The 17,890-nt window shown below is 48.0% G+C and carries 17 protein-coding genes and 1 other RNA gene; 16 read left to right on the top strand and 2 right to left on the bottom strand.

The window, feature by feature from the left end; all coding sequences use genetic code 11:
• The first annotated feature begins 34 nt into the window (after positions 1-34).
• The 13 genes from ADU23_RS32510 (at position 35) to rnpB (ending at position 13,875) form a co-directional block, all read left to right on the top strand.
• Positions 35-193 (top strand): YqzL family protein, encoded by a 159-nt coding sequence (locus ADU23_RS32510; RefSeq protein WP_082311236.1) that lies wholly within the window; start codon positions 35-37, stop codon positions 191-193.
• Between the two features lie 168 nt (positions 194-361).
• On the top strand, positions 362-1,105 hold the full coding sequence (gene recO, locus ADU23_RS28255; protein ID WP_053376813.1) for a DNA repair protein RecO: 744 nt from the start codon (positions 362-364) through the stop codon (positions 1,103-1,105).
• A gap of 143 nt (positions 1,106-1,248) precedes the next feature.
• On the top strand, positions 1,249-2,790 hold the full coding sequence (locus tag ADU23_RS28250) for an MDR family MFS transporter (protein WP_053376812.1): 1,542 nt from the start codon (positions 1,249-1,251) through the stop codon (positions 2,788-2,790).
• A gap of 360 nt (positions 2,791-3,150) precedes the next feature.
• Complete coding sequence (gene glyQ / locus ADU23_RS28245) at positions 3,151-4,038, top strand: glycine--tRNA ligase subunit alpha (RefSeq protein ID WP_053376811.1); 888 nt, start codon at positions 3,151-3,153, stop codon at positions 4,036-4,038.
• Positions 4,031-6,112 carry a glycine--tRNA ligase subunit beta gene (glyS, locus tag ADU23_RS28240; RefSeq protein WP_053376810.1) on the top strand — a complete coding sequence of 694 codons (2,082 nt, stop codon included), beginning with the start codon at positions 4,031-4,033 and terminating at the stop codon, positions 6,110-6,112. Before glyQ ends, glyS begins: the two co-directional genes overlap by 8 nt.
• A 28-nt stretch (positions 6,113-6,140) precedes the next feature.
• A complete protein-coding gene (locus ADU23_RS28235; RefSeq protein WP_053376809.1) occupies positions 6,141-6,956 on the top strand; it encodes a pyruvate, water dikinase regulatory protein in 816 nt (271 codons plus the stop codon).
• Positions 6,957-7,045: 89 nt separating this feature from the next.
• Positions 7,046-7,507 carry a YaiI/YqxD family protein gene (locus tag ADU23_RS28230; protein ID WP_053376808.1) on the top strand — a complete coding sequence of 154 codons (462 nt, stop codon included), beginning with the start codon at positions 7,046-7,048 and terminating at the stop codon, positions 7,505-7,507.
• Positions 7,508-7,548: 41 nt separating this feature from the next.
• Positions 7,549-9,402 (top strand): DNA primase, encoded by a 1,854-nt coding sequence (dnaG, locus tag ADU23_RS28225; protein WP_053376807.1) that lies wholly within the window; start codon positions 7,549-7,551, stop codon positions 9,400-9,402.
• A gap of 18 nt (positions 9,403-9,420) precedes the next feature.
• Positions 9,421-10,551, top strand: a complete 1,131-nt coding sequence (gene rpoD / locus ADU23_RS28220) for an RNA polymerase sigma factor RpoD (RefSeq protein ID WP_053376806.1) — start codon at positions 9,421-9,423, stop codon at positions 10,549-10,551.
• 122 nt (positions 10,552-10,673) lie between these two features.
• On the top strand, positions 10,674-11,510 hold the full coding sequence (locus tag ADU23_RS28215; RefSeq protein WP_053376805.1) for a hypothetical protein: 837 nt from the start codon (positions 10,674-10,676) through the stop codon (positions 11,508-11,510).
• Positions 11,510-12,283, top strand: a complete 774-nt coding sequence (locus ADU23_RS28210) for a tRNA (adenine(22)-N(1))-methyltransferase (protein ID WP_053376804.1) — start codon at positions 11,510-11,512, stop codon at positions 12,281-12,283. The genes ADU23_RS28215 and ADU23_RS28210 overlap by 1 nt, the downstream gene beginning before the upstream one ends.
• Positions 12,259-13,380, top strand: coding sequence for a Nif3-like dinuclear metal center hexameric protein (locus ADU23_RS28205; protein ID WP_053376803.1), 1,122 nt, complete (start codon positions 12,259-12,261; stop codon positions 13,378-13,380). The genes ADU23_RS28210 and ADU23_RS28205 overlap by 25 nt, the downstream gene beginning before the upstream one ends.
• Before the next feature lie 87 nt (positions 13,381-13,467).
• Positions 13,468-13,875: RNase P RNA component class A (gene rnpB, locus ADU23_RS31655), an RNA gene on the top strand.
• Between the two features lie 71 nt (positions 13,876-13,946).
• Here rnpB and ADU23_RS28200 read toward each other — a convergent pair.
• Positions 13,947-15,794 (bottom strand): S8 family peptidase, encoded by a 1,848-nt coding sequence (locus ADU23_RS28200; RefSeq protein ID WP_053376802.1) that lies wholly within the window; start codon positions 15,792-15,794, stop codon positions 13,947-13,949.
• 181 nt (positions 15,795-15,975) lie between these two features.
• Here ADU23_RS28200 and ADU23_RS28195 point away from each other — a divergent pair, with 181 nt between their 5' ends.
• Genes ADU23_RS28195 through ADU23_RS28185 form a run of 3 tightly spaced genes read left to right on the top strand, consistent with a single transcriptional unit; the run spans position 15,976 to position 17,181 of the window.
• The gene (locus ADU23_RS28195) at positions 15,976-16,476 is read left to right on the top strand and encodes a YpuI family protein (RefSeq protein ID WP_053376801.1); all 501 of its coding nucleotides are present in this window, start codon (positions 15,976-15,978) and stop codon (positions 16,474-16,476) included.
• Between the two features lie 54 nt (positions 16,477-16,530).
• Entirely contained in the window at positions 16,531-16,743 is a 213-nt protein-coding gene (locus tag ADU23_RS28190) for a DUF1540 domain-containing protein (protein WP_053376800.1), read from the top strand.
• Positions 16,744-16,749: 6 nt separating this feature from the next.
• Entirely contained in the window at positions 16,750-17,181 is a 432-nt protein-coding gene (locus ADU23_RS28185; protein ID WP_053376799.1) for a hypothetical protein, read from the top strand.
• Positions 17,182-17,241: 60 nt separating this feature from the next.
• Here ADU23_RS28185 and ADU23_RS28180 read toward each other — a convergent pair whose 3' ends face one another.
• Entirely contained in the window at positions 17,242-17,871 is a 630-nt protein-coding gene (locus ADU23_RS28180; RefSeq protein ID WP_053376798.1) for a GTP pyrophosphokinase, read from the bottom strand.
• Positions 17,872-17,890: the final 19 nt, after the last annotated feature.

The following is a 17,890-nucleotide window of genomic DNA, read 5'->3' as shown; positions in this document are numbered from 1 at the left end:
CAGCATTTCTTGGGACGGAAAGGGATGAATACGTATGCGAAATTTTTCGTGGAAGTATTTTACGTTGACCGGGGATGTCGAGTCCTTCATGCTTTACAAGGAAATCAATCAATTTGGGTCCGATGACTCCAATGCGTTAGCTGTTGATCAAGACGAGCTTGCCATGATGGAATTAGAAGATACATCAGGCTAATGGATCAAAGGTATTATTGAATCGAATGATCAGGTATAGAAGGTTTGAAAAGATAAGCGGGCATAATTTGGATCCAATATGCAATGCTTGTTTTTAACCGCTAAGCGGAGGTTCGCCGCCATGGGACGGCGAATCTCACGTTTTTGCTTTCAGGGGAGAGTTTGCAATATGCTGTATCGTGTCGAGGGAATTGTCATTCGAAGCATGGACTATGGGGAAGGCAACAAAATTGTTACACTGCTCACGAAGACAAACGGCAAAGCGGGTGTTCTCATCCGCGGCGCGAAGAAGGTGAAGAGCAAACATTCTTCACTCGCCCAGCCGTTTACATATGGAGAGTTCGCTTATTTCCGCACAAGCGGACTCGGCACGCTTAATCATGGTGAGATCATTGAATCTCACCATGTTTTGCGTGAAAAGCTTGATTTGGCGGCATATTCCTCTTATGTAGCGGAGCTGACAGACCGCTCCTTGCAGGACGACGAGGCCACAGGTTTTCATTTTGAGCAGCTTAAGGCTTGTCTTTCGGCTTTCCAAGAGGGGAAAGATCCTCAAATTGTCACCCATCTATACGAAATGCGAATTTTGGACCTGTCTGGCTATGCGCCGGCGTTAGATGAATGCGTAAGCTGCGGCAATGTCGTCGGACCCTTTAAGCTCTCTCCCTATATGGGAGGCATTCTATGTACGCGATGCTCCGGCAAAGACCCGCATGCGGTGCTGCTTGGAGAAGGCGCATACAAGCTGCTTCGATTGTTTCGCAGAATGGATATGAGAAGGCTTGGCTCGATCCAAGTTAAACCCGAGACCAAAGCAGAGCTTAAAATTGCGATGCGCAAGCTAATGGATACGCATCTAGGTCTCCAGCTGAAATCACGTAACTTCCTCGATCAGCTTGATAAGCTGATGTAAGCTGTTATGGATTAATATGGTTTTTTTCTACATCTGAGGTCGTAGACCATGCTCCTACTTTTGCATGTTTACATGAATGGAGCGATTGATTTATGCTAGATGATGTCGTTTGAGACTAGTATTTAATTGGAGGGATTCACCTGATGTCAGCAAGGCAAAATAGGCTGGGATTCGTTGTTGCCGGGCTTTTACTTGGCATATTGGTCGCATCGATCGATAACACGATCGTGTCAACCGCCATGGCTACCATCGTGTCCGATCTAGGCGGTTTGGACAAATATGTATGGGTTACATCCGCATATCTCGTAACGGAAATGGCGGGTATGCCTATTTTCGGAAAGCTGTCGGATATGTACGGAAGAAAACGTTTTTTCGTATTAGGCATTTCATTGTTTTTACTTGGATCGGTGCTTTGCGGCACGGCGGAATCGATTACTCAATTGACCATTTACCGCGCTATCCAAGGTATAGGCGGCGGCGCTATGATGCCAATTGCTTTTGCTATTGTTTTTGATATTTTTCCTCCAGAGAAGCGCGGAAAAATGGGCGGCTTGTTCGGAGCCGTATTTGGCACTTCAAGCTTGTTCGGACCGCTAGCAGGGGCATACTTAACGGAATACATCAATTGGCGCTGGATTTTTTATATCAACGTACCGATTGGGCTTGTCGCTCTTGCTTTCATCGTTATTTACTATAAGGAATCGCATTCCCATTCCAAACAAAGAATCGATTGGTGGGGCGCTGCGACGCTTGTTGGGTCAATTGTCTGTCTCATGTTCGCCCTTGAGCTTGGGGGTTCGGAATTCGCTTGGGATTCTGCGCAAATTATTGGCTTGTTTGCCGGATTTGCCGTACTGCTTGGCATTTTCTTATTCGTGGAAACGAGAGCAGCCGAGCCAATTATATCATTCAACATGTTTAAGCAGCGTCTGTTTGCTTCAAGCACGGGTGCCGGCTTATTTTATGGCGCGGCGTTTATTACAGCAGCTTTGTACATTCCGATGTTCGTGCAGGGTGTTTTTGGCGGAACAGCGGTTAGCGCAGGCTTAACTTTGCTGCCTATGACGCTTGGCTCCGTTATCGCAGCACAGCTGGGCGGCGTGCTGGCTAACAAAATGCAGTACCGGAACGTAATGATGTTATCCGCTGTCATCTTCATCGCGGGCATTGTACTGCTTTCTACGATTACGCCGGACACGACACGCTTTATGTTGTCTGTGTATATGTTCCTGACAGGCTTCGGAATCGGTTTCTCCTTCTCGGTTCTTGGCATGTCGTCGATTCACGGCTTCGATATGAGACAGCGGGGAAGCGCCACTTCCACGATGTCGTTCGTTCGCTCGCTTGGAATGACAGTCGGCATTACGATATTTGGCATCATTCAGCGGAATCATTTTACGAGCGGCATGGCCGATGCTTTTGCTGGAAGCGAAGGCGCCGGCCCGATGACGGAAAATGCCCGCGAGCTGCTATCGCCTGAGAAGCGTGCGGAAATTCCGGCGCCAATTATGGAGAAAATCGTTGCGGCTCTGTCCGAATCGGTGTCGGTAACGTTTCTGTGGTCGATCGTTCCCGCAGGTCTAGCCTTGGTTTGTGTGCTTATGATGGGTAACGCAGGCATGAAGGATATTATCGGTAACCGTACCGGCAAAGCGATTCCTGCTGAAGAGATTCGCGGCCACTAATCTTTGGGTGACGTTGTTTGAATTCCTTGTTTGACAATTGCGCTAAAGAAGCATAAAATAGTGCAATATAAATATTGGGCAATGATGGAGAAAGTAATCGTTTCGTGTCGACAAGATTAGCGAGCTGGGAATAGTGAAAGCCCAGTTGGACAAAGCGGTGAACGGGCACTCCGGAGTCGTATCGAACAAAGAGGGTTTGCTCGAAAGCGAGCTAACCAAGTAGGGTGGAACCGCGGGATTATAACTCTCGTCCCTACGTCTGGCAGCAGGCGTAGAGACGGGAGTTTTTTGCATGTCTTCGCCTTTGCCAGAAAATGTCCGGAACAGGACGAAAACAGAGGAAAAAGGAGAGGGTCAGTAATGAATTTTCAAAAAATGATTTTGACGCTGCAGCAATTCTGGGCCGAGCAAAACTGTATACTAGTGCAGCCTTATGACGTGGAGAAGGGTGCGGGAACGATGAACCCGATGACCTTCCTGCGTTCCATTGGTCCTGAGCCATGGAATGTAGCTTATGTGGAGCCTTCCCGCCGTCCGGCAGATGGCCGTTATGGCGAGAATCCGAACCGTCTTTACCAGCATCATCAGTTCCAAGTTATTTTGAAGCCGTCGCCAGACAACATTCAAGAGCTTTATCTAGAGAGCTTGAAGCAGCTTGGCATCGATGCAAATGACCATGATATCCGCTTCGTTGAGGATAACTGGGAGTCGCCAACGCTTGGCGCTTGGGGCCTTGGCTGGGAAGTATGGCTTGATGGCATGGAAATTACGCAATTCACATACTTCCAACAGGTTGGCGGCATTGACGCTAATCCGGTTGCAGTAGAGATCACTTACGGTATGGAGCGTCTTGCTTCTTACATCCAACAAAAAGAGAATGTATTCGATCTGGAATGGGTAGAGGGCGTAACGTACGGAGACGTCTTCAAGCAGCCAGAATACGAGCATTCCAAATATACGTTTGAGACTTCAGATACAGCAATGCTGTTCTCCTTGTTCAACATGTACGAGGAAGAAGCCAAAAAAACGATGGAGCATCATCTTGTGTTCCCGGCTTACGACTATGTGTTGAAATGCTCGCATACGTTCAACCTGCTTGACGCTCGCGGCGCGATCAGCGTAACGGAAAGAACAGGCTACATTACAAGGGTTAGAAATCTAGCGCGCGCTTGCGCATCGACTTATTTTGAGGAAAGAGAACGTCTTGGATTCCCGTTGCTGAAGAAAGGAGTGGAGCAGCATGACTAGAGATTTATTGCTTGAAATTGGTCTAGAGGAAGTACCGGCTCGCTTTGTTCGAGGCGCTATGAATCAGCTTAAGGATAAAATGGTGAAATGGCTGGCGGATTCCCGCATTCAGCATGGCGAAGTTAACGTATACGCGACTCCTCGCCGGATTGCGGTTCTGATTCAGGAAGTTGCTGAGAAGCAATCCGACATGAATGAGGAAGCAAAAGGTCCTTCGCGCAAAATCGCGCAAGACGATCAAGGCAATTGGAGCAAAGCTGCGCTAGGCTTCGCACGCAGTCAAGGCGTGGAGCCCGAACAGCTTTATTTCCAAGAGCTTGCTGGCGTTGAATATGTATATGCCAACAAGAGCAGCATCGGCGCAGAGACAGCAGCCGTATTGCCAGAGGGCTTGCTATCGCTTATTACGTCGATGTCGTTCCCGAAAAATATGCGCTGGGGAAGCTATGAGCTTCGTTTCGTAAGACCAATCCGCTGGTTGGTTGCGCTATTTGGCCAAGATGTGATTCCGTTTGAAATTACGGGCGTCCAAACAGGAAACGTATCGCGCGGACATCGCTTCCTAGGAAAAGAAGCAACTGTGTCGGCACCTGCCGAATACGTGGAACGGCTGCGCGAACAGCATGTTATCGCAGACGTTAGCGAGCGTGAGCAGCTAATCGTTGCACAGATTGATCGCCTAGCGAAGGAAAAAGGCTGGGAGATTGCAATCAAGGAAGATTTGCTTGAAGAAGTGCTGTTTTTGGTTGAATATCCAAACGTCTTGTTTGGCGGCTTTGATCCGGCATTCCTTCAAATCCCGCAAGAAGTGCTGATTACTTCGATGCGCGAGCATCAAAGATATTTCCCGGTATTTGATGGGGAAGGCCAGCTACAGCCGTTCTTCGTAACGGTTCGCAACGGCGATTTGAAATCGATTGAGCTTGTTGCAAAAGGTAACGAGAAGGTGCTTCGCGCAAGGCTTTCGGATGCGAAGTTTTTCTATGAGGAAGATCATAAGCTTACGATTGAGCATGCTCTCTCGAAGCTTGAAAATATCGTGTACCATGAAGAGCTTGGCAGCGTAGCTGACAAAGTAAGACGGATTCGCGCTACTTCCGATCTGCTTAGCAAGCAATTGCTGCTGGATGAGCAGGTAACGAAGGAGATTAGCCGCTCCGCCGATATTTGCAAATTCGATCTCGTATCGCAAATGGTATATGAATTCCCAGAGCTTCAAGGCATCATGGGTGAGGATTATGCTCTGAAAGCAGGAGAGAGCAAAGCGGTGGCGAAAGCGATTAACGAGCATTATCAGCCACGTTTTGCGGGCGATCTAGCGCCATCTGAAATTACGGGAGCAATCGTAAGCTTAGCTGACAAAATAGATACGATCGTAGGCTGCTTCTCGATCGGCATTATCCCGACCGGCTCGCAAGATCCTTACGCACTCCGCAGACAAGCGGCTGGCATCGTGCAAATTATTTTGGCACATGGTCTCAAGCTGCAGTTGAACGAATTGTATGACGCGGCTCTTTCCGTGCATGAAGCTCGCGGCCTAAAACGCGACGCTGCGGAAATTCGCAAGGATCTTTCCGATTTCTTCGCGCTTCGTGTTAAAAACGTATTGTCTGAGCAAGGCGTTCGTTATGATGTCATAGATGCGGTTATGGCTTCGGGCTTTGCCGATCTGAAATCAACAATCGAGCGTGCTACGGTTGTGCAAGCGCTGGCTGCCAGCGATGACCGTTCAGAGTTCAAGCTGTCGGTTGAGCAGTTTAACCGCGTCAGCAATCTGGGGTCCAAAGCAGATGGCACAACGGTTGATCCGGCTTTGTTTGCAGAGCAGGTAGAAACAGAACTTTATGAGAAATGGCTGCAGCAGCGGCCGGCATTTAGATCGGCGATTGAAAGCGGCGATATGGCAAAAGCCGTTCAAAGCTTGTCATCTCTGAAGCCTTTTATTCATACTTATTTTGAGAAGGTTATGGTTATGGCGCCGGATGAAGCTGTACGCGCAAACCGTCTGTCTACGCTTGCAGGAATCGCTGAAGATATTGCGATTGTTGCCGATTTCTCGAAGCTAGTTTGGTAATAGGCCCAGTAAGGGAGGATGATGGATCATGTCTCGTTCTAATCCGGAAGTGATCGTATATGTGGTATCCGATGCCGCAGGAGACACAGGGGAGCTTGTTGTACGCGCGGCGATTGCACAGTTTCATCCGATTAATACAGATATCCGCAGAGCTCCTTTTATTACGGACGAAGCCAGCCTCCAGCGGATCGCAGAGCAGGCTAAGCAAGCCGATGCAATTGTGTTGTATACGCTAGTTATTCCGCATCTTCGCGACTGCATGCGGAAGCTGGCTGAAACCTACGCCGTTGTCGCCATCGACCTTTTGGGCTCTTTTATCGAAACGCTGGAGCAGCGAACAGGGCGCAAATCCCGTCAAGAGCCTGGTCTTAACCATGTTCTTGACGCGGACTACTTCAGAAAAGTAGAGGCTGTCGAATTTGCTGTAAAATACGATGACGCAAGGGATACATCCGGTGTTCTGAAAGCCGATATCGTTCTTGTAGGCGTATCGCGCACTTCAAAAACACCTTTGTCCATGTATCTGGCGCATCAAAAATTTAAAGTTGCCAATGTACCGCTTGTGCCGGAGCTAAAGCCGCCTGACGAATTGTTTAAGCTTCCAAAACGCAAAATAATCGGGCTTACAATTGGAGTGCCTTATTTAAATACGATTCGTAAGGAACGGCTCAAAGCACTTGGTTTGCCGAATAATGCATCCTATGCGACTCCTGACCGTATAGAGAAGGAGCTTCATTACGCCGATACCATCATGAAGCAGCTCGGATGCGTCGTCATAGACGTATCTCACCGGGCGGTTGAAGAAACGGCAAGCTTAATTATGGAATATGTAAGAATGCCTTAACGGCAGGAGGCAGGATTTTTTATAGTTATGCCGTATATAATAGTACAGGATAAGAATTTGAATTCGAGCGGTGATCTCATATTCGACTAATGCAACCTACTATTGTGGTCGACGCGGATGCATGTCCGGTAAAAAATGAAATAGGCGAGACGGCGAGACGTTTCTCGGTTCGCGTGCTGATGGTCGCCTCTCATGATCATCGCCTTGAGCCGCAGCCTGGCGTGGAAATCGTCCAGGTGGATCGAAGCAATCAATCCGTTGATCTGTACATCGTGAACCATATCGTTCGCGGAGATATCGTCGTAACGCAGGATTTTGGACTGGCATGCATAGCGATCGGCAAAGGCGCCATCGTATTGTCTCCTAGGGGAGAGCAATACTCGGATGAAAACATCGATTATTTGATGGAGCGTAGACATGAGCTTGCAAAACGTCGACGTACCGGAGGCAAAACAAGAGGACCGAAAGCGATGAATAATGACGATCGTGATCGTTTTCAACAAAAGTTGACAAAAGTTTTGCGAAATGAGCAGGAGAACCATGACGTATAGCGAATATTATTTACGTGTTACTAGGATGAAGGTGATGAACGATGACATACGGTAATAAAATACCGGAAGAGGTCATTGATGCGGTACGCAAGCATTATGACATCGTAGAGACGGTCGGGAAATATGTTCATCTCACGAAGCACGGCAAATATATGAAGGGGTTATGTCCGTTCCATTCGGAGAAGACTCCCTCGTTTACGGTTACGCCGGAGCTCCAAATTTACCATTGCTATGGCTGCGGCAAAGGCGGCAACGTCATTCGCTTTGTTGAGGAAATGGAAGGTTATTCATTTCCTGAGGCGGTACGCGTGCTCGCTTCTGACGCAGGAATGCCCGTCACTTGGGCAACGCCCGACGGGGGCAAATCGACGCCGCATGATGCGGATCGAGCCAAGATCATTGAGGCGCATGAGCTGACCATTAAGCTATACCATCATGTGCTCAATAATACGAAGCAAGGACAAGCTGCAAAGCAGTATTTGCGGGAACGCGGACTCACCGATAAGCTGATCGATCATTTCATGATCGGTTATGCTCCTGAGGAGTGGGACTTGCTGGCTCGGTTTCTAACGAATCGCGGCTTTGATTTGGCTTTAATGGAAAAAGGCGGATTGCTTTCGGCTAAATCAGACGGGAGCGGGTATGTGGATCGGTTTCGCAATCGCATCATGTTTCCGATATGGGATCGAGACGGCAAAGCTACCGCGTTTGCGGGTCGCATTATAGGCGAAGGACAGCCGAAATACTTGAATACCTCGGAGACGATGCTTTTTACGAAGAGCAGGACACTATACAACTTGCATTATGCGCGGCCAGCCATCCGCAAAAGCAAGCAAGTCGTATTGTTTGAAGGCTACATGGACGTCATCAAATCATGGAGTGCAGGCGTAAAAAACGGAATTGCAACGATGGGCACGGCTTTGACCGATGAGCATTGCGCGATTCTTAAGCGGCAGGCTGAAGAGGTTATCGTATGCTATGACGGAGATGACGCAGGACAAGCAGCAGCATTTAAATCAATTCCGATGCTAGAGAGCGCTGGCTTGAAAGTATCGGTGGCGATGCTTCCGAAAGGAAAGGATCCCGATGATTATATAAGCGAATATGGACCGGAAGCTTTCTTGCGAGAAACGATGGATCAACCGGTATCTGTAACAAAATTTAAGCTTATATATTCAAGGAAAAACCATATACTGCTAAAAGAAGAAGGTAAAAAAAATTATCTGCTTGAAGCAGTGCAAATTGTTGCGGAGCTTGATTCTTCAACAGAACGCGAGGTCTACTTGAAAGAAATATCCCGCGAGTTTGATATCTCCCTTGACGCCTTGAAGCAGGACTGTCACCAAATCAGACAGGAGCTGCAAAAAAAGAAACCGCAAGGGGATAATAACGACAATTCGTGGAATAATGGTAGGAATGAAAAGCCCAGAAAATCTGGACCGCCCACTCTTATGCCCGCTTACACTCATGCCGAACGAAGGTTGCTGCATGTTATGATGCGGGATAGGGAAGTGGCTCAATCGGTACATGAACGGCTGGGCGATGCGTTTAATGTGGAGGATCATGCAGCGCTTGCTGCTTATTTATACGCTTATTTTGCACAGGGCTACGATCCGGATGTCAGCCGATTTATTGCAACACTGCACGACGATCGATTAGAACGCGCAGCTGCATCTATTCTGATGATGGACGGTGACTTCCCGTTCGACGAAACAACAATGGACGCTTATATCCAGGATATTATCAAAGTACCGCAATATCGGGATATCGAGCGCAAAAAGGAAGAGATGGTACGTGCTGAGCGTACCGGCGATTTTTTGGCAGCAGCACAAATAGCAAGTGAGATTATAACCCTAGAGAGACAGCTTAAAGGGCGACAGGAAGATCGTTTCTAGGGGGGAGGGAGTCGGAACATGGCGAATGATCAACATACTGAACTAGATACCGAACAAAAACTGGATCATGTGAAGGATCAATTGATCGAACAAGGTAAAAAGAGATCTTCTTTGACGTATAAAGAAATTATGGATAAGTTGGCTCCGTTCGATCAAGACCCTGAACAAATTGATGAATTTTTCGAACAGCTCGATGATTTTGGGATTGAGGTACTGAACGAAAACGACGAAGAAAATCCACTCGCAGCCCAAGGGGAAGAGCAAGAGCGTGAGCAGGACGACTTCAATTTCGATGATGATCTTGCATTGCCACCGGGTATTAAAATTAATGATCCGGTACGGATGTACTTAAAAGAAATCGGCCGAGTTCCACTTCTTTCTGCGGATGATGAGGTTGAGCTTGCACAACGGATTGAGAATGGCGACGAAGAAGCAAAGCGGAGACTTGCGGAAGCAAACCTGCGCCTCGTGGTCAGTATCGCAAAACGTTATGTCGGCAGAGGCATGTTGTTCCTTGATTTGATTCAAGAAGGCAACATGGGTCTGATCAAAGCGGTTGAGAAGTTCGATCACCAAAAGGGCTTTAAATTCAGTACGTACGCAACTTGGTGGATTCGTCAAGCCATTACTCGCGCGATTGCTGACCAAGCACGTACGATCCGGATTCCGGTTCATATGGTTGAGACGATTAATAAGCTGATCCGGGTTTCCCGTCAATTGCTTCAAGAACTTGGACGCGAACCGACGCCAGAGGAAATTGCTGCTGAGATGGAGCTTAGCACCGAGAAGGTTCGCGAGATTATGAAAATCGCGCAAGAACCGGTATCGCTGGAAACTCCGATTGGGGAAGAAGATGATTCTCATCTTGGAGATTTCATTGAAGACCAAGAAGCGCTTGCTCCAGCTGATGCTGCTGCATACGAGCTCCTTAAAGAGCAGCTAGAGGATGTGCTTGACACCTTGACCGAGAGAGAAGAAAATGTACTGCGTCTTCGCTTTGGTCTTGATGACGGCCGCACTAGAACGCTTGAAGAGGTTGGCAAAGTGTTTGGCGTTACGCGCGAGCGTATCCGTCAAATTGAAGCTAAAGCTTTGCGCAAGCTGCGCCATCCAAGCCGCAGCAAACGTTTGAAGGATTTTCTCGAATAAAAACTTTATGTTATACAATAGTGACCTTTCTGCACGTGCAGCGAGGTCTTTTTTCTAAGAAACAGACCTTATACATAAGGACTTGTGGATAGGCAAGTCGACCGAAAGGATAGCGGGATTCTATGAATCAGGATCGTCGGCAAATTATCGTGAAAGAAATTGATCACTGGCGGAGAAGCAAGCTGCTGCCGGATCAATATTGTGACTTTCTGCTGAATTTATATGCTGATCAAGAAACGATCCATACAACCAAAGAACAGCATCATACAGTAGGAAAAGCGATTGCTGCTGTTTCAAGAGCAACGGGCATGCAATGGCTGCTTACATTTGGAACTTTTACCTTAATTTCCTTTGTTGTGCTTTATTTTAACGAATTTCATCCTTTATTGCAAATGGCTGTCGTGATAGGCGGAGCGGGCGTTTTTCTAAGGATTGGGCAACGGCTTCGCAAGCGGAATGAAGCGGCTGGATTGGCCATAACGAGCACGGGCATGCTTTTGATTTTAGGCGGCGGATTGTATATGCTGAACGTCCACGGCCTGGATCAATGGGGCTGGAAAACGGGGCTGCTTGCTTTCTGCTCGCTCTTTTGGGTCATTTATGGCATTGCAGCGCGCATTCCCATTTTGCATCTGTGTGGCTGGCTGGCTGCTCTGCTCGTTTACGCTTGGCTGCTGTCGCAATTCATGGAGCATTCCAAATGGTATGAGGTTCAGCTTTACTGGCTTCCGATCGCTTGTTTGTTCGGCTGGAGCAGCTGGTTTGTCAACCGGTGGTCGAAGCAGGTGTCCGCGGTTCTATTCTTGACTTGTGCGCTCGTTTGGTTTATGCCGGAGCTTTATGCGATGATGTTTGTAGATGATGCTATTCTACTGCAGTTGCAGCTCATCATAAAAATTGCAGCCGGCGGGATATTATTATTTTCTATGCGAAAAAAATGGATGGTGTGGGTTGTATAATGTTAAAACTTTCAAGACGTCTGCAGCGTATTGCGGATTATGTAACGACAGGCTCGCGTGTCGCTGACATCGGCTCCGATCATGCGATGCTTCCGGTTTATTTGCTTCAAATCGATAAATGTCCTTCTGCGATTGCAGGGGAACTAAATCTTGGTCCCTTCGAGGCTGCAAGAAAACAAGGCGCTGACGCCGGCTTAACTGCCCGCCTAACCGTTCGCCAAGGCGATGGATTAAACGTGCTGCAGCCTGGCGAAGCTGACACCGTCACAATTGCCGGGATGGGCGGCAGCCTAATGAGCTCCATTCTCGAGGCTGGACGGGCAGCAGGGAAGCTTGAAGGGGTTAAGGAGCTAGTGCTGCAGCCCAACGTTGGGGAGGAAGCGGTGCGCGAATGGCTGCTTTTGCATGACTGGCAGTTAACCGCGGAGAGTATCCTTGAGGAAGACGGTAAAATCTATGAGGTTATGCATGCGATCAGGGCTTCGGATGCCAAATGTCGCAATAGCGAGCTGTATGATGGAAGCTTCTTGAAGCTTAGCCTTGAGACGGATACGATTTTTAAAGTATTGAAGCAAATGGGGCCGTATTTGCTACGTGATCCAAAGCCGGAGCTGTTCAAAAAGTGGCGCCATGAGCTAAATAAGCTTGATCGCATTTGCGAGCAGCTTGCCGGCTCTGAGCTACCGGAGTCCGCTAGCAAGCGTGAACAATTTTTGGCGGAGAAGCATGTGATTGAGGAGGTTTTGTTATGTTTGCCCACGGTCAAACCGTAATTCAGCTGATGGAGCAGCTTGCTCCAAAGCACTATGCGGTTGAAAATGATAAAATAGGGCTTCAGCTCGGCACATTAAATAAGCCGATTACGAAGATTCTGGTTGCGCTTGATGTTACCGACGCTGTCGTAGATGAAGCGATTGAACATGGCGCTGAGCTAATCATCGCGCATCATGCGATTATTTATCGCCCGCTGGCTAAGCTTGATACGTCGACGGCTGCCGGACGCTTATATGAGAAGCTTATCAAAAATGACATTGCGGTTTACATTTCGCATACGAATCTCGATGTAGCGGACGGAGGCATTAATGATTGGCTTGCTGATCTTATCGGTATCGTTCCAGAAGGGCGCCAATGCTTGGAGGAGGTCCATACGGATAAACTTTACAAGCTTGTCGTATTTGTCCCGGAGAGCCATCAAGAGCAAGTGCTGGAAGCGATTTGGCGCGCAGGCGCAGGCGAGATCGGCAACTACAGCAATTGCAGCTTTAACATAAAAGGGACTGGCACATTTGTTCCCGGGCCGGGCACAACGCCTTTTATCGGAGCGCAAGGCAAGCTGGAGCAGGTTGATGAGATCCGAATTGAGACGATCGTTCCCTACAGCGTTCACCGCAAAACGGTGCAAGCGATGCTGAAGGCGCACCCTTACGAAGAGGTTGCTTATGATCTTTATCCAATTGATTTGAAAGGCCGCTCATTTGGTCTAGGCCGAGCAGGCAAGCTTGTGCAGCCTGTGACGCTTGGCGAGCTTGCTGAGCAGGCTAAGCAAATATTTGATGTGCCGGCAGTTCGCGTCGTCGGACCGCTTGACCGCGTCGTGCGGAAGGCTGCTGTGCTTGGCGGCTCGGGCGCCCGGTATGTGCGGCATGCGGTTTTTGCCGGTGCGGATGTGCTTATAACCGGAGATATCGATTATCATACGGCGCATGACGCGCTTGCGGCAGGCATGACTATTATTGATCCTGGCCATAACATCGAGAAGGTTATGAAGCAGCAGGTTGCGGATTGGCTAAGCAAGCAGCTTGCGAGCAGCAAATCAGAAACAGAAGTGATCGCTTCAACACTGAATACAGAGCCCTTTACCTTTGTATAAAATCATTTAAAGTTCGTTTGGCGAAGTTGGCATTTACTATAGGGTTGAACTTTTGTGAAATATCTTGTATACTTATCGACGCTACGGAAAGTTTGACAGACAATCGCTGGCGGCCTTGTTGCCGCGAGAGGAAAGTCCGGGCTCCGCAGGGCAGGATGCTGGATAACGTCCAGTCAGCGCGAGCTGAAGGATAGTGCCACAGAAATGGACCGCCGATGGCCGGCTTTAGAGCCGGTACAGGTAAGGGTGGAACCGTGGTGTAAGAGACCACGAGGAGCATAGGTGACTATGTTCCTGGTAAACCCCATCTGGAGCAAGACCGAGAGGACGCCGCAGCCCCTAAGCTGCAGCCTTAGCCTGAGGCGCGTCCGGGTTGGTTGCTGGAGCCGTATAGCAATGTGCGGCCTAGATAGATGATTGTCGCTTCATCGTGGGAGGGTCGTTCCCGTTTGGACCACCAGAAGTACAGAACCCGGCTTACGGCAAACTTTCCGCACGACCTAACTAACTATAATAACAAAGAGCACCCATCGCATGCGATGGGTGCTTTATTGTCTAAAGAAACCTTAATGCTCGTATTTCGTTACGATGTGATCTAACCTGCGTTTAACTTGATCCGGATAGGTTTGAAGAGCGCCTCCGAATTTTGAAGCAGCGTGAAGCGCTTTGTCGACATCGATCTCGCCATAGCCAAAATAGTTGTCCTTGCCTTTATCTCCTAAATCAATCGCTGATTTACGCATAATCTCCATGACCTCGACATTGGACAGCGCCGGATTGACGGAACGGATCAAACCTGCAAGTGCCGCAACATGAGGGCTTGCCATAGAAGTGCCTGATAGCGCTGCGTACTGACTGCCTGGATAGGTGCTCGCTATGCTGTCGCCTGGCGCGGCAACGTCAATGTAGTCGCCATAGTTGGAGAAGGAAGCTTTCTCCTTGCTGCTGTTCGTTGCAGCGACAGCGAATACCTCCGGATAAGCAGCAGGATAGCCTGGGCGATCCGTATTATCATTGCCGCTGGCAGCGATCATAACGACGTCATGCTCATAAGCATATTTTATGGCGTCGTGAAGGAAGTCAGCCTGCGCATAGTTGCCTAAGCTCATGTTAATGACTTTGGCGCCGTGGTCAACCGCCCAAATGATTCCTTGGGCAACGGAATAGGTAGAGCCTGCACCGCTGCTGTCGAGTACCTTGACCGGCATAATTTTGTTATACCAGGATAGTCCGGCCACACCCTCGCCATTGTTAACGACGGCTCCGATAATGCCTGATACATGCGTACCATGGCCTACATCATCATCCGGGTCTGCTCCTTCATTAACGATATTGGTGCCTTTCGTAATTTTTCCCTTCAAATCAGGGTGATTGCTTTGCACGCCGGTATCAAGCACAGCAATGATAACTTGGTCATTGCCCTTGGATACATTCCAGCCCTTCTCGGTTTCGATGGACGGTAAATTCCATTGGTATTCCGAATAGAGCGAGTCGTTTGGAATGATGGCATCAGTTGTTTCGTTCGTCATATACAGGTAATGCGGCTCTGTATATTCGGTATTCCAAGATTGCTTGAAATACTGGACAAGCTGATCCGTTTCAATGTTTTTGGAGCGGAATATAAACGTATCTCCGACTTGCTTGACCGATTCGGCGCGGATGTCCTTCTTCACGCGATCAAGCTCGTCCGGAGTAAGCGGCTTAGTGAAATGGACAACGACATCGCGTACATGATAGTGGCTGGCATTGCCATTGTCTTCGCCGGTGCGGACCGTCGTATCGGTCGTTGAGTTCGGCTTCACGGATTCAATTTTGTAATTGCCTTCGGCTGGATATGGAACAAGCCTGAGATTACGCAATTGGTGCTTCTCGACAGACTTTACAATATCCTGCTTAATGACGCCGACAACCCCGATGCTGGCGTGCTTGGAATCAGGCACGCCAAGCACCATGTAGCGACTGCCGTTTTTCGCTGTGAAGGCAGGCGATTCATATTTTGCGCCTTTGCTTACTTGTGCTTTGGCCTCGGCGACATACGTTTCGACTTGGCCTTTTTCCGTGGCGGGCAATGTACCGCGGTTAACGCTGCGTTTGCCGGAAATCCAGCTAATATAGGACATGTGCATGTGCTCGTGCATCATTTGCTTGATTTTTTCATCTGCTGCTGGTTTGGAGCCCATGCTTGTGCTCATAAGCTTTTGAAAATCTTTGGAACATTCCGTTGTGCAAAGCATGGATGTTGCCTTCATGTCATTTTGTAGGGTAGCCATTTTGAGCGTGTGCTCACGCTTAACAGAGAAGCTTGAGCTTTGAGGCGTTTTTTTGACATCCTTTGGAGCAAATATTGACGTTGTAGGTATAAGCAGTGCAGCTAAGGCTAAAATTGTAAGGGCACCAATCCATTTTCTAGACATGCTTGAAACCTCCATTGATCGTTCTAATTGGGCTGTGTCTAATCTATAGGTTCGGGTTTCAAAGCGGAAAATATGCGGACAAAAGAGTCAATCGCCAGTACCACTTCCATGTAATTTGTGGTACGATATTGATGACTGTAGTTTTTACGTGTGTTTGGACTATGAAAGGGGAACTACCTATATGCCATCTGCTAACGTCAAATCGCTAACTGATTCAACTCGAACGAAGCTAAAGGATGCGGTAAATCAACTTGAACCGTTTCTGAATAACAATTCTCTGCTTACATTAACTAATGATGATCAAGGTGAAGAAGCACAAACGTTCTATAAAGGACTATTATCCGATTTGAGACATTTATTGGTGTTTTCTGAAGTCGCGGTTGAAAAACTGGGAGTTTTGCTCAGACGCCCCAATTTTGATACAGATTATGCGGAACGGGTGCTGTATGAGGTTTACCATCAATGCGTAAGCGCGTTTTTCTATCCGAAGAATGAGTGTTATTCCGAGGATGGCCGTTACGCGTATACCGGTCAAGACGCAATTCGCTTCCGTTTCAAACCGAGCCGCGACTCCCGCGATATCGTACTTAACGTTTCAAAAATTTTCGAGGAGCTGCGTGACGAATTGGCCTACTACGAAAATGACTACATGACGCAGCGCCGCATGCAAGGACAAAAATAAGGCAGAATGAATCACCTCCGGTCAGGGAAACTTGATAGTGGAGGTGATTTTTTTATGCCAAAAGGCGTGACTTGTAGTGTCGCTAACTGCAGCTTCTGGAAGGAAGGCAACAATTGCGGGGCAAGTGCAATCAATGTTGAAATTGATCAGCATGCCAACGCCCATTTCAACGAAGAGTTTGCCGGGGATGACCTCGGGCTTTATCATCAAGACCAAGCGGAGCAGTCCAAGTCAACTTGCTGTCTTACCTTTAAACCAAAGGAGTGATGGTCGATGGGTAAATATGAGGATGATTATAAACAATTGCTGGATGATCGTGATGATTTTGAGGAAAAAAGCCATCCTATAGTGGGGTCGGATCGCTTGCTTGATGTGAATGAAGAAATGGCAGCGGATTTTGCAATAGGCAATTCTGGCGTGCATGGGGAGCGGAGAGAAGACCGGTACGTTGAAGTGGAACGAACAGATCGGGGAGAACGGGAAGTTGCTCGTTCAGGCGGTTATGCGCTTGGCTGGGTGTCACTCGTATTTGCGATTGTGTCATGGTTTATTTGGCCGGTATTGATGGGAGCTACAGCAGCCGTGCTTGGCTTCATCGCTTATCGACAAGGCGCACGCGGACTCGGTGGTTGGTCTATGGCGATCGGATTAATTGCACTTGCATTAAATTTAATTATCGTGCCCTTTTATTATGCGATTACCTAACTAATATGCAATAAAAAAAGAAGCTCCTTTCCAGCGAATGGGAAGGGGCTTCTTTTTTTGTTATTTCAAGGCTTGCTCACGATGCTTCTGCACCTCTACATTTAATGCCAGCATTTGCCTGTCCAGCAAATGGATCATATCGGCCGAGCCTTTAAGCTGCTCCTGAATATGTGGCGGAATTTGCTCATTAAATTTATAATAGATCTTGTGCTCCAAGCTCGCCCAGAAATCCATCGCAATTGTGCGGATCTGAATTTCGACGAGAACGTTTTCCGTCCGATCCGTAAGGAATACTGGAATTTCAATAAGCAAATGAATGCTTTGGTAGCCATTAGGCTTCGGATTGATCACATAATCCTTAAGCTCAACGACTCTAACATCGCTTTGCTTGCTAATCATATCGACGATTTGGTAAATATCGGTTGAGAAGGAGCAGATCACGCGCACCCCCGCAATATCGCGGATATGCTCTTTGGCATCCTCAAGCGTTATATCTAGACCTTTGCGTTGCAGCTTCTGCATAACGCTTTCCGGCGCTTTAATTCTCGTCTTCATATGTTCGATTGGATTGTAGTCATGAATAAATTGAAATTCTTCATTTAGAATGTTAAGTTTCGTTTCTACGGCATCAAGCGCAAATTTATAAGTTAGAAAAAAATGAGCCCATTGCTTTAGCTGATTGGTTTTCATTTGTAGATCACTCCTGAAC

Source organism: Paenibacillus sp. FJAT-27812 (assembly GCF_001273905.1).
Lineage (GTDB): Bacteria > Bacillota > Bacilli > Paenibacillales > Paenibacillaceae > Pristimantibacillus.
The sequence above is the reverse complement of the archived record's forward strand: the minus strand, read 5'-3'. Positions and strand labels throughout refer to the sequence as shown.

Bases quoted from the DNA above. Each gene is read 5' to 3' on its own strand.
- ADU23_RS28210 (WP_053376804.1), top strand. From the start codon at position 11,510: ATGTTAAAACTTTCAAGACGTCTGCAGCGTATTGCGGATTATGTAACG.
- ADU23_RS28190 (WP_053376800.1), top strand. From the start codon at position 16,531: ATGCCAAAAGGCGTGACTTGTAGTGTCGCTAACTGCAGCTTCTGGAAG.
- ADU23_RS28215 (WP_053376805.1), top strand. From the start codon at position 10,674: ATGAATCAGGATCGTCGGCAAATTATCGTGAAAGAAATTGATCACTGG.
- ADU23_RS28200 (WP_053376802.1), bottom strand. From the start codon at position 15,794: ATGTCTAGAAAATGGATTGGTGCCCTTACAATTTTAGCCTTAGCTGCA.
- ADU23_RS28230 (WP_053376808.1), top strand. From the start codon at position 7,046: ATGCAACCTACTATTGTGGTCGACGCGGATGCATGTCCGGTAAAAAAT.
- dnaG (WP_053376807.1), top strand. From the start codon at position 7,549: ATGACATACGGTAATAAAATACCGGAAGAGGTCATTGATGCGGTACGC.
- ADU23_RS32510 (WP_082311236.1), top strand. From the start codon at position 35: ATGCGAAATTTTTCGTGGAAGTATTTTACGTTGACCGGGGATGTCGAG.
- ADU23_RS28180 (WP_053376798.1), bottom strand. From the start codon at position 17,871: ATGAAAACCAATCAGCTAAAGCAATGGGCTCATTTTTTTCTAACTTAT.
- ADU23_RS28205 (WP_053376803.1), top strand. From the start codon at position 12,259: ATGTTTGCCCACGGTCAAACCGTAATTCAGCTGATGGAGCAGCTTGCT.
- ADU23_RS28235 (WP_053376809.1), top strand. From the start codon at position 6,141: ATGTCTCGTTCTAATCCGGAAGTGATCGTATATGTGGTATCCGATGCC.
- ADU23_RS28195 (WP_053376801.1), top strand. From the start codon at position 15,976: ATGCCATCTGCTAACGTCAAATCGCTAACTGATTCAACTCGAACGAAG.
- recO (WP_053376813.1), top strand. From the start codon at position 362: ATGCTGTATCGTGTCGAGGGAATTGTCATTCGAAGCATGGACTATGGG.
- glyQ (WP_053376811.1), top strand. From the start codon at position 3,151: ATGAATTTTCAAAAAATGATTTTGACGCTGCAGCAATTCTGGGCCGAG.
- rpoD (WP_053376806.1), top strand. From the start codon at position 9,421: ATGGCGAATGATCAACATACTGAACTAGATACCGAACAAAAACTGGAT.
- ADU23_RS28250 (WP_053376812.1), top strand. From the start codon at position 1,249: ATGTCAGCAAGGCAAAATAGGCTGGGATTCGTTGTTGCCGGGCTTTTA.
- ADU23_RS28185 (WP_053376799.1), top strand. From the start codon at position 16,750: ATGGGTAAATATGAGGATGATTATAAACAATTGCTGGATGATCGTGAT.
- glyS (WP_053376810.1), top strand. From the start codon at position 4,031: ATGACTAGAGATTTATTGCTTGAAATTGGTCTAGAGGAAGTACCGGCT.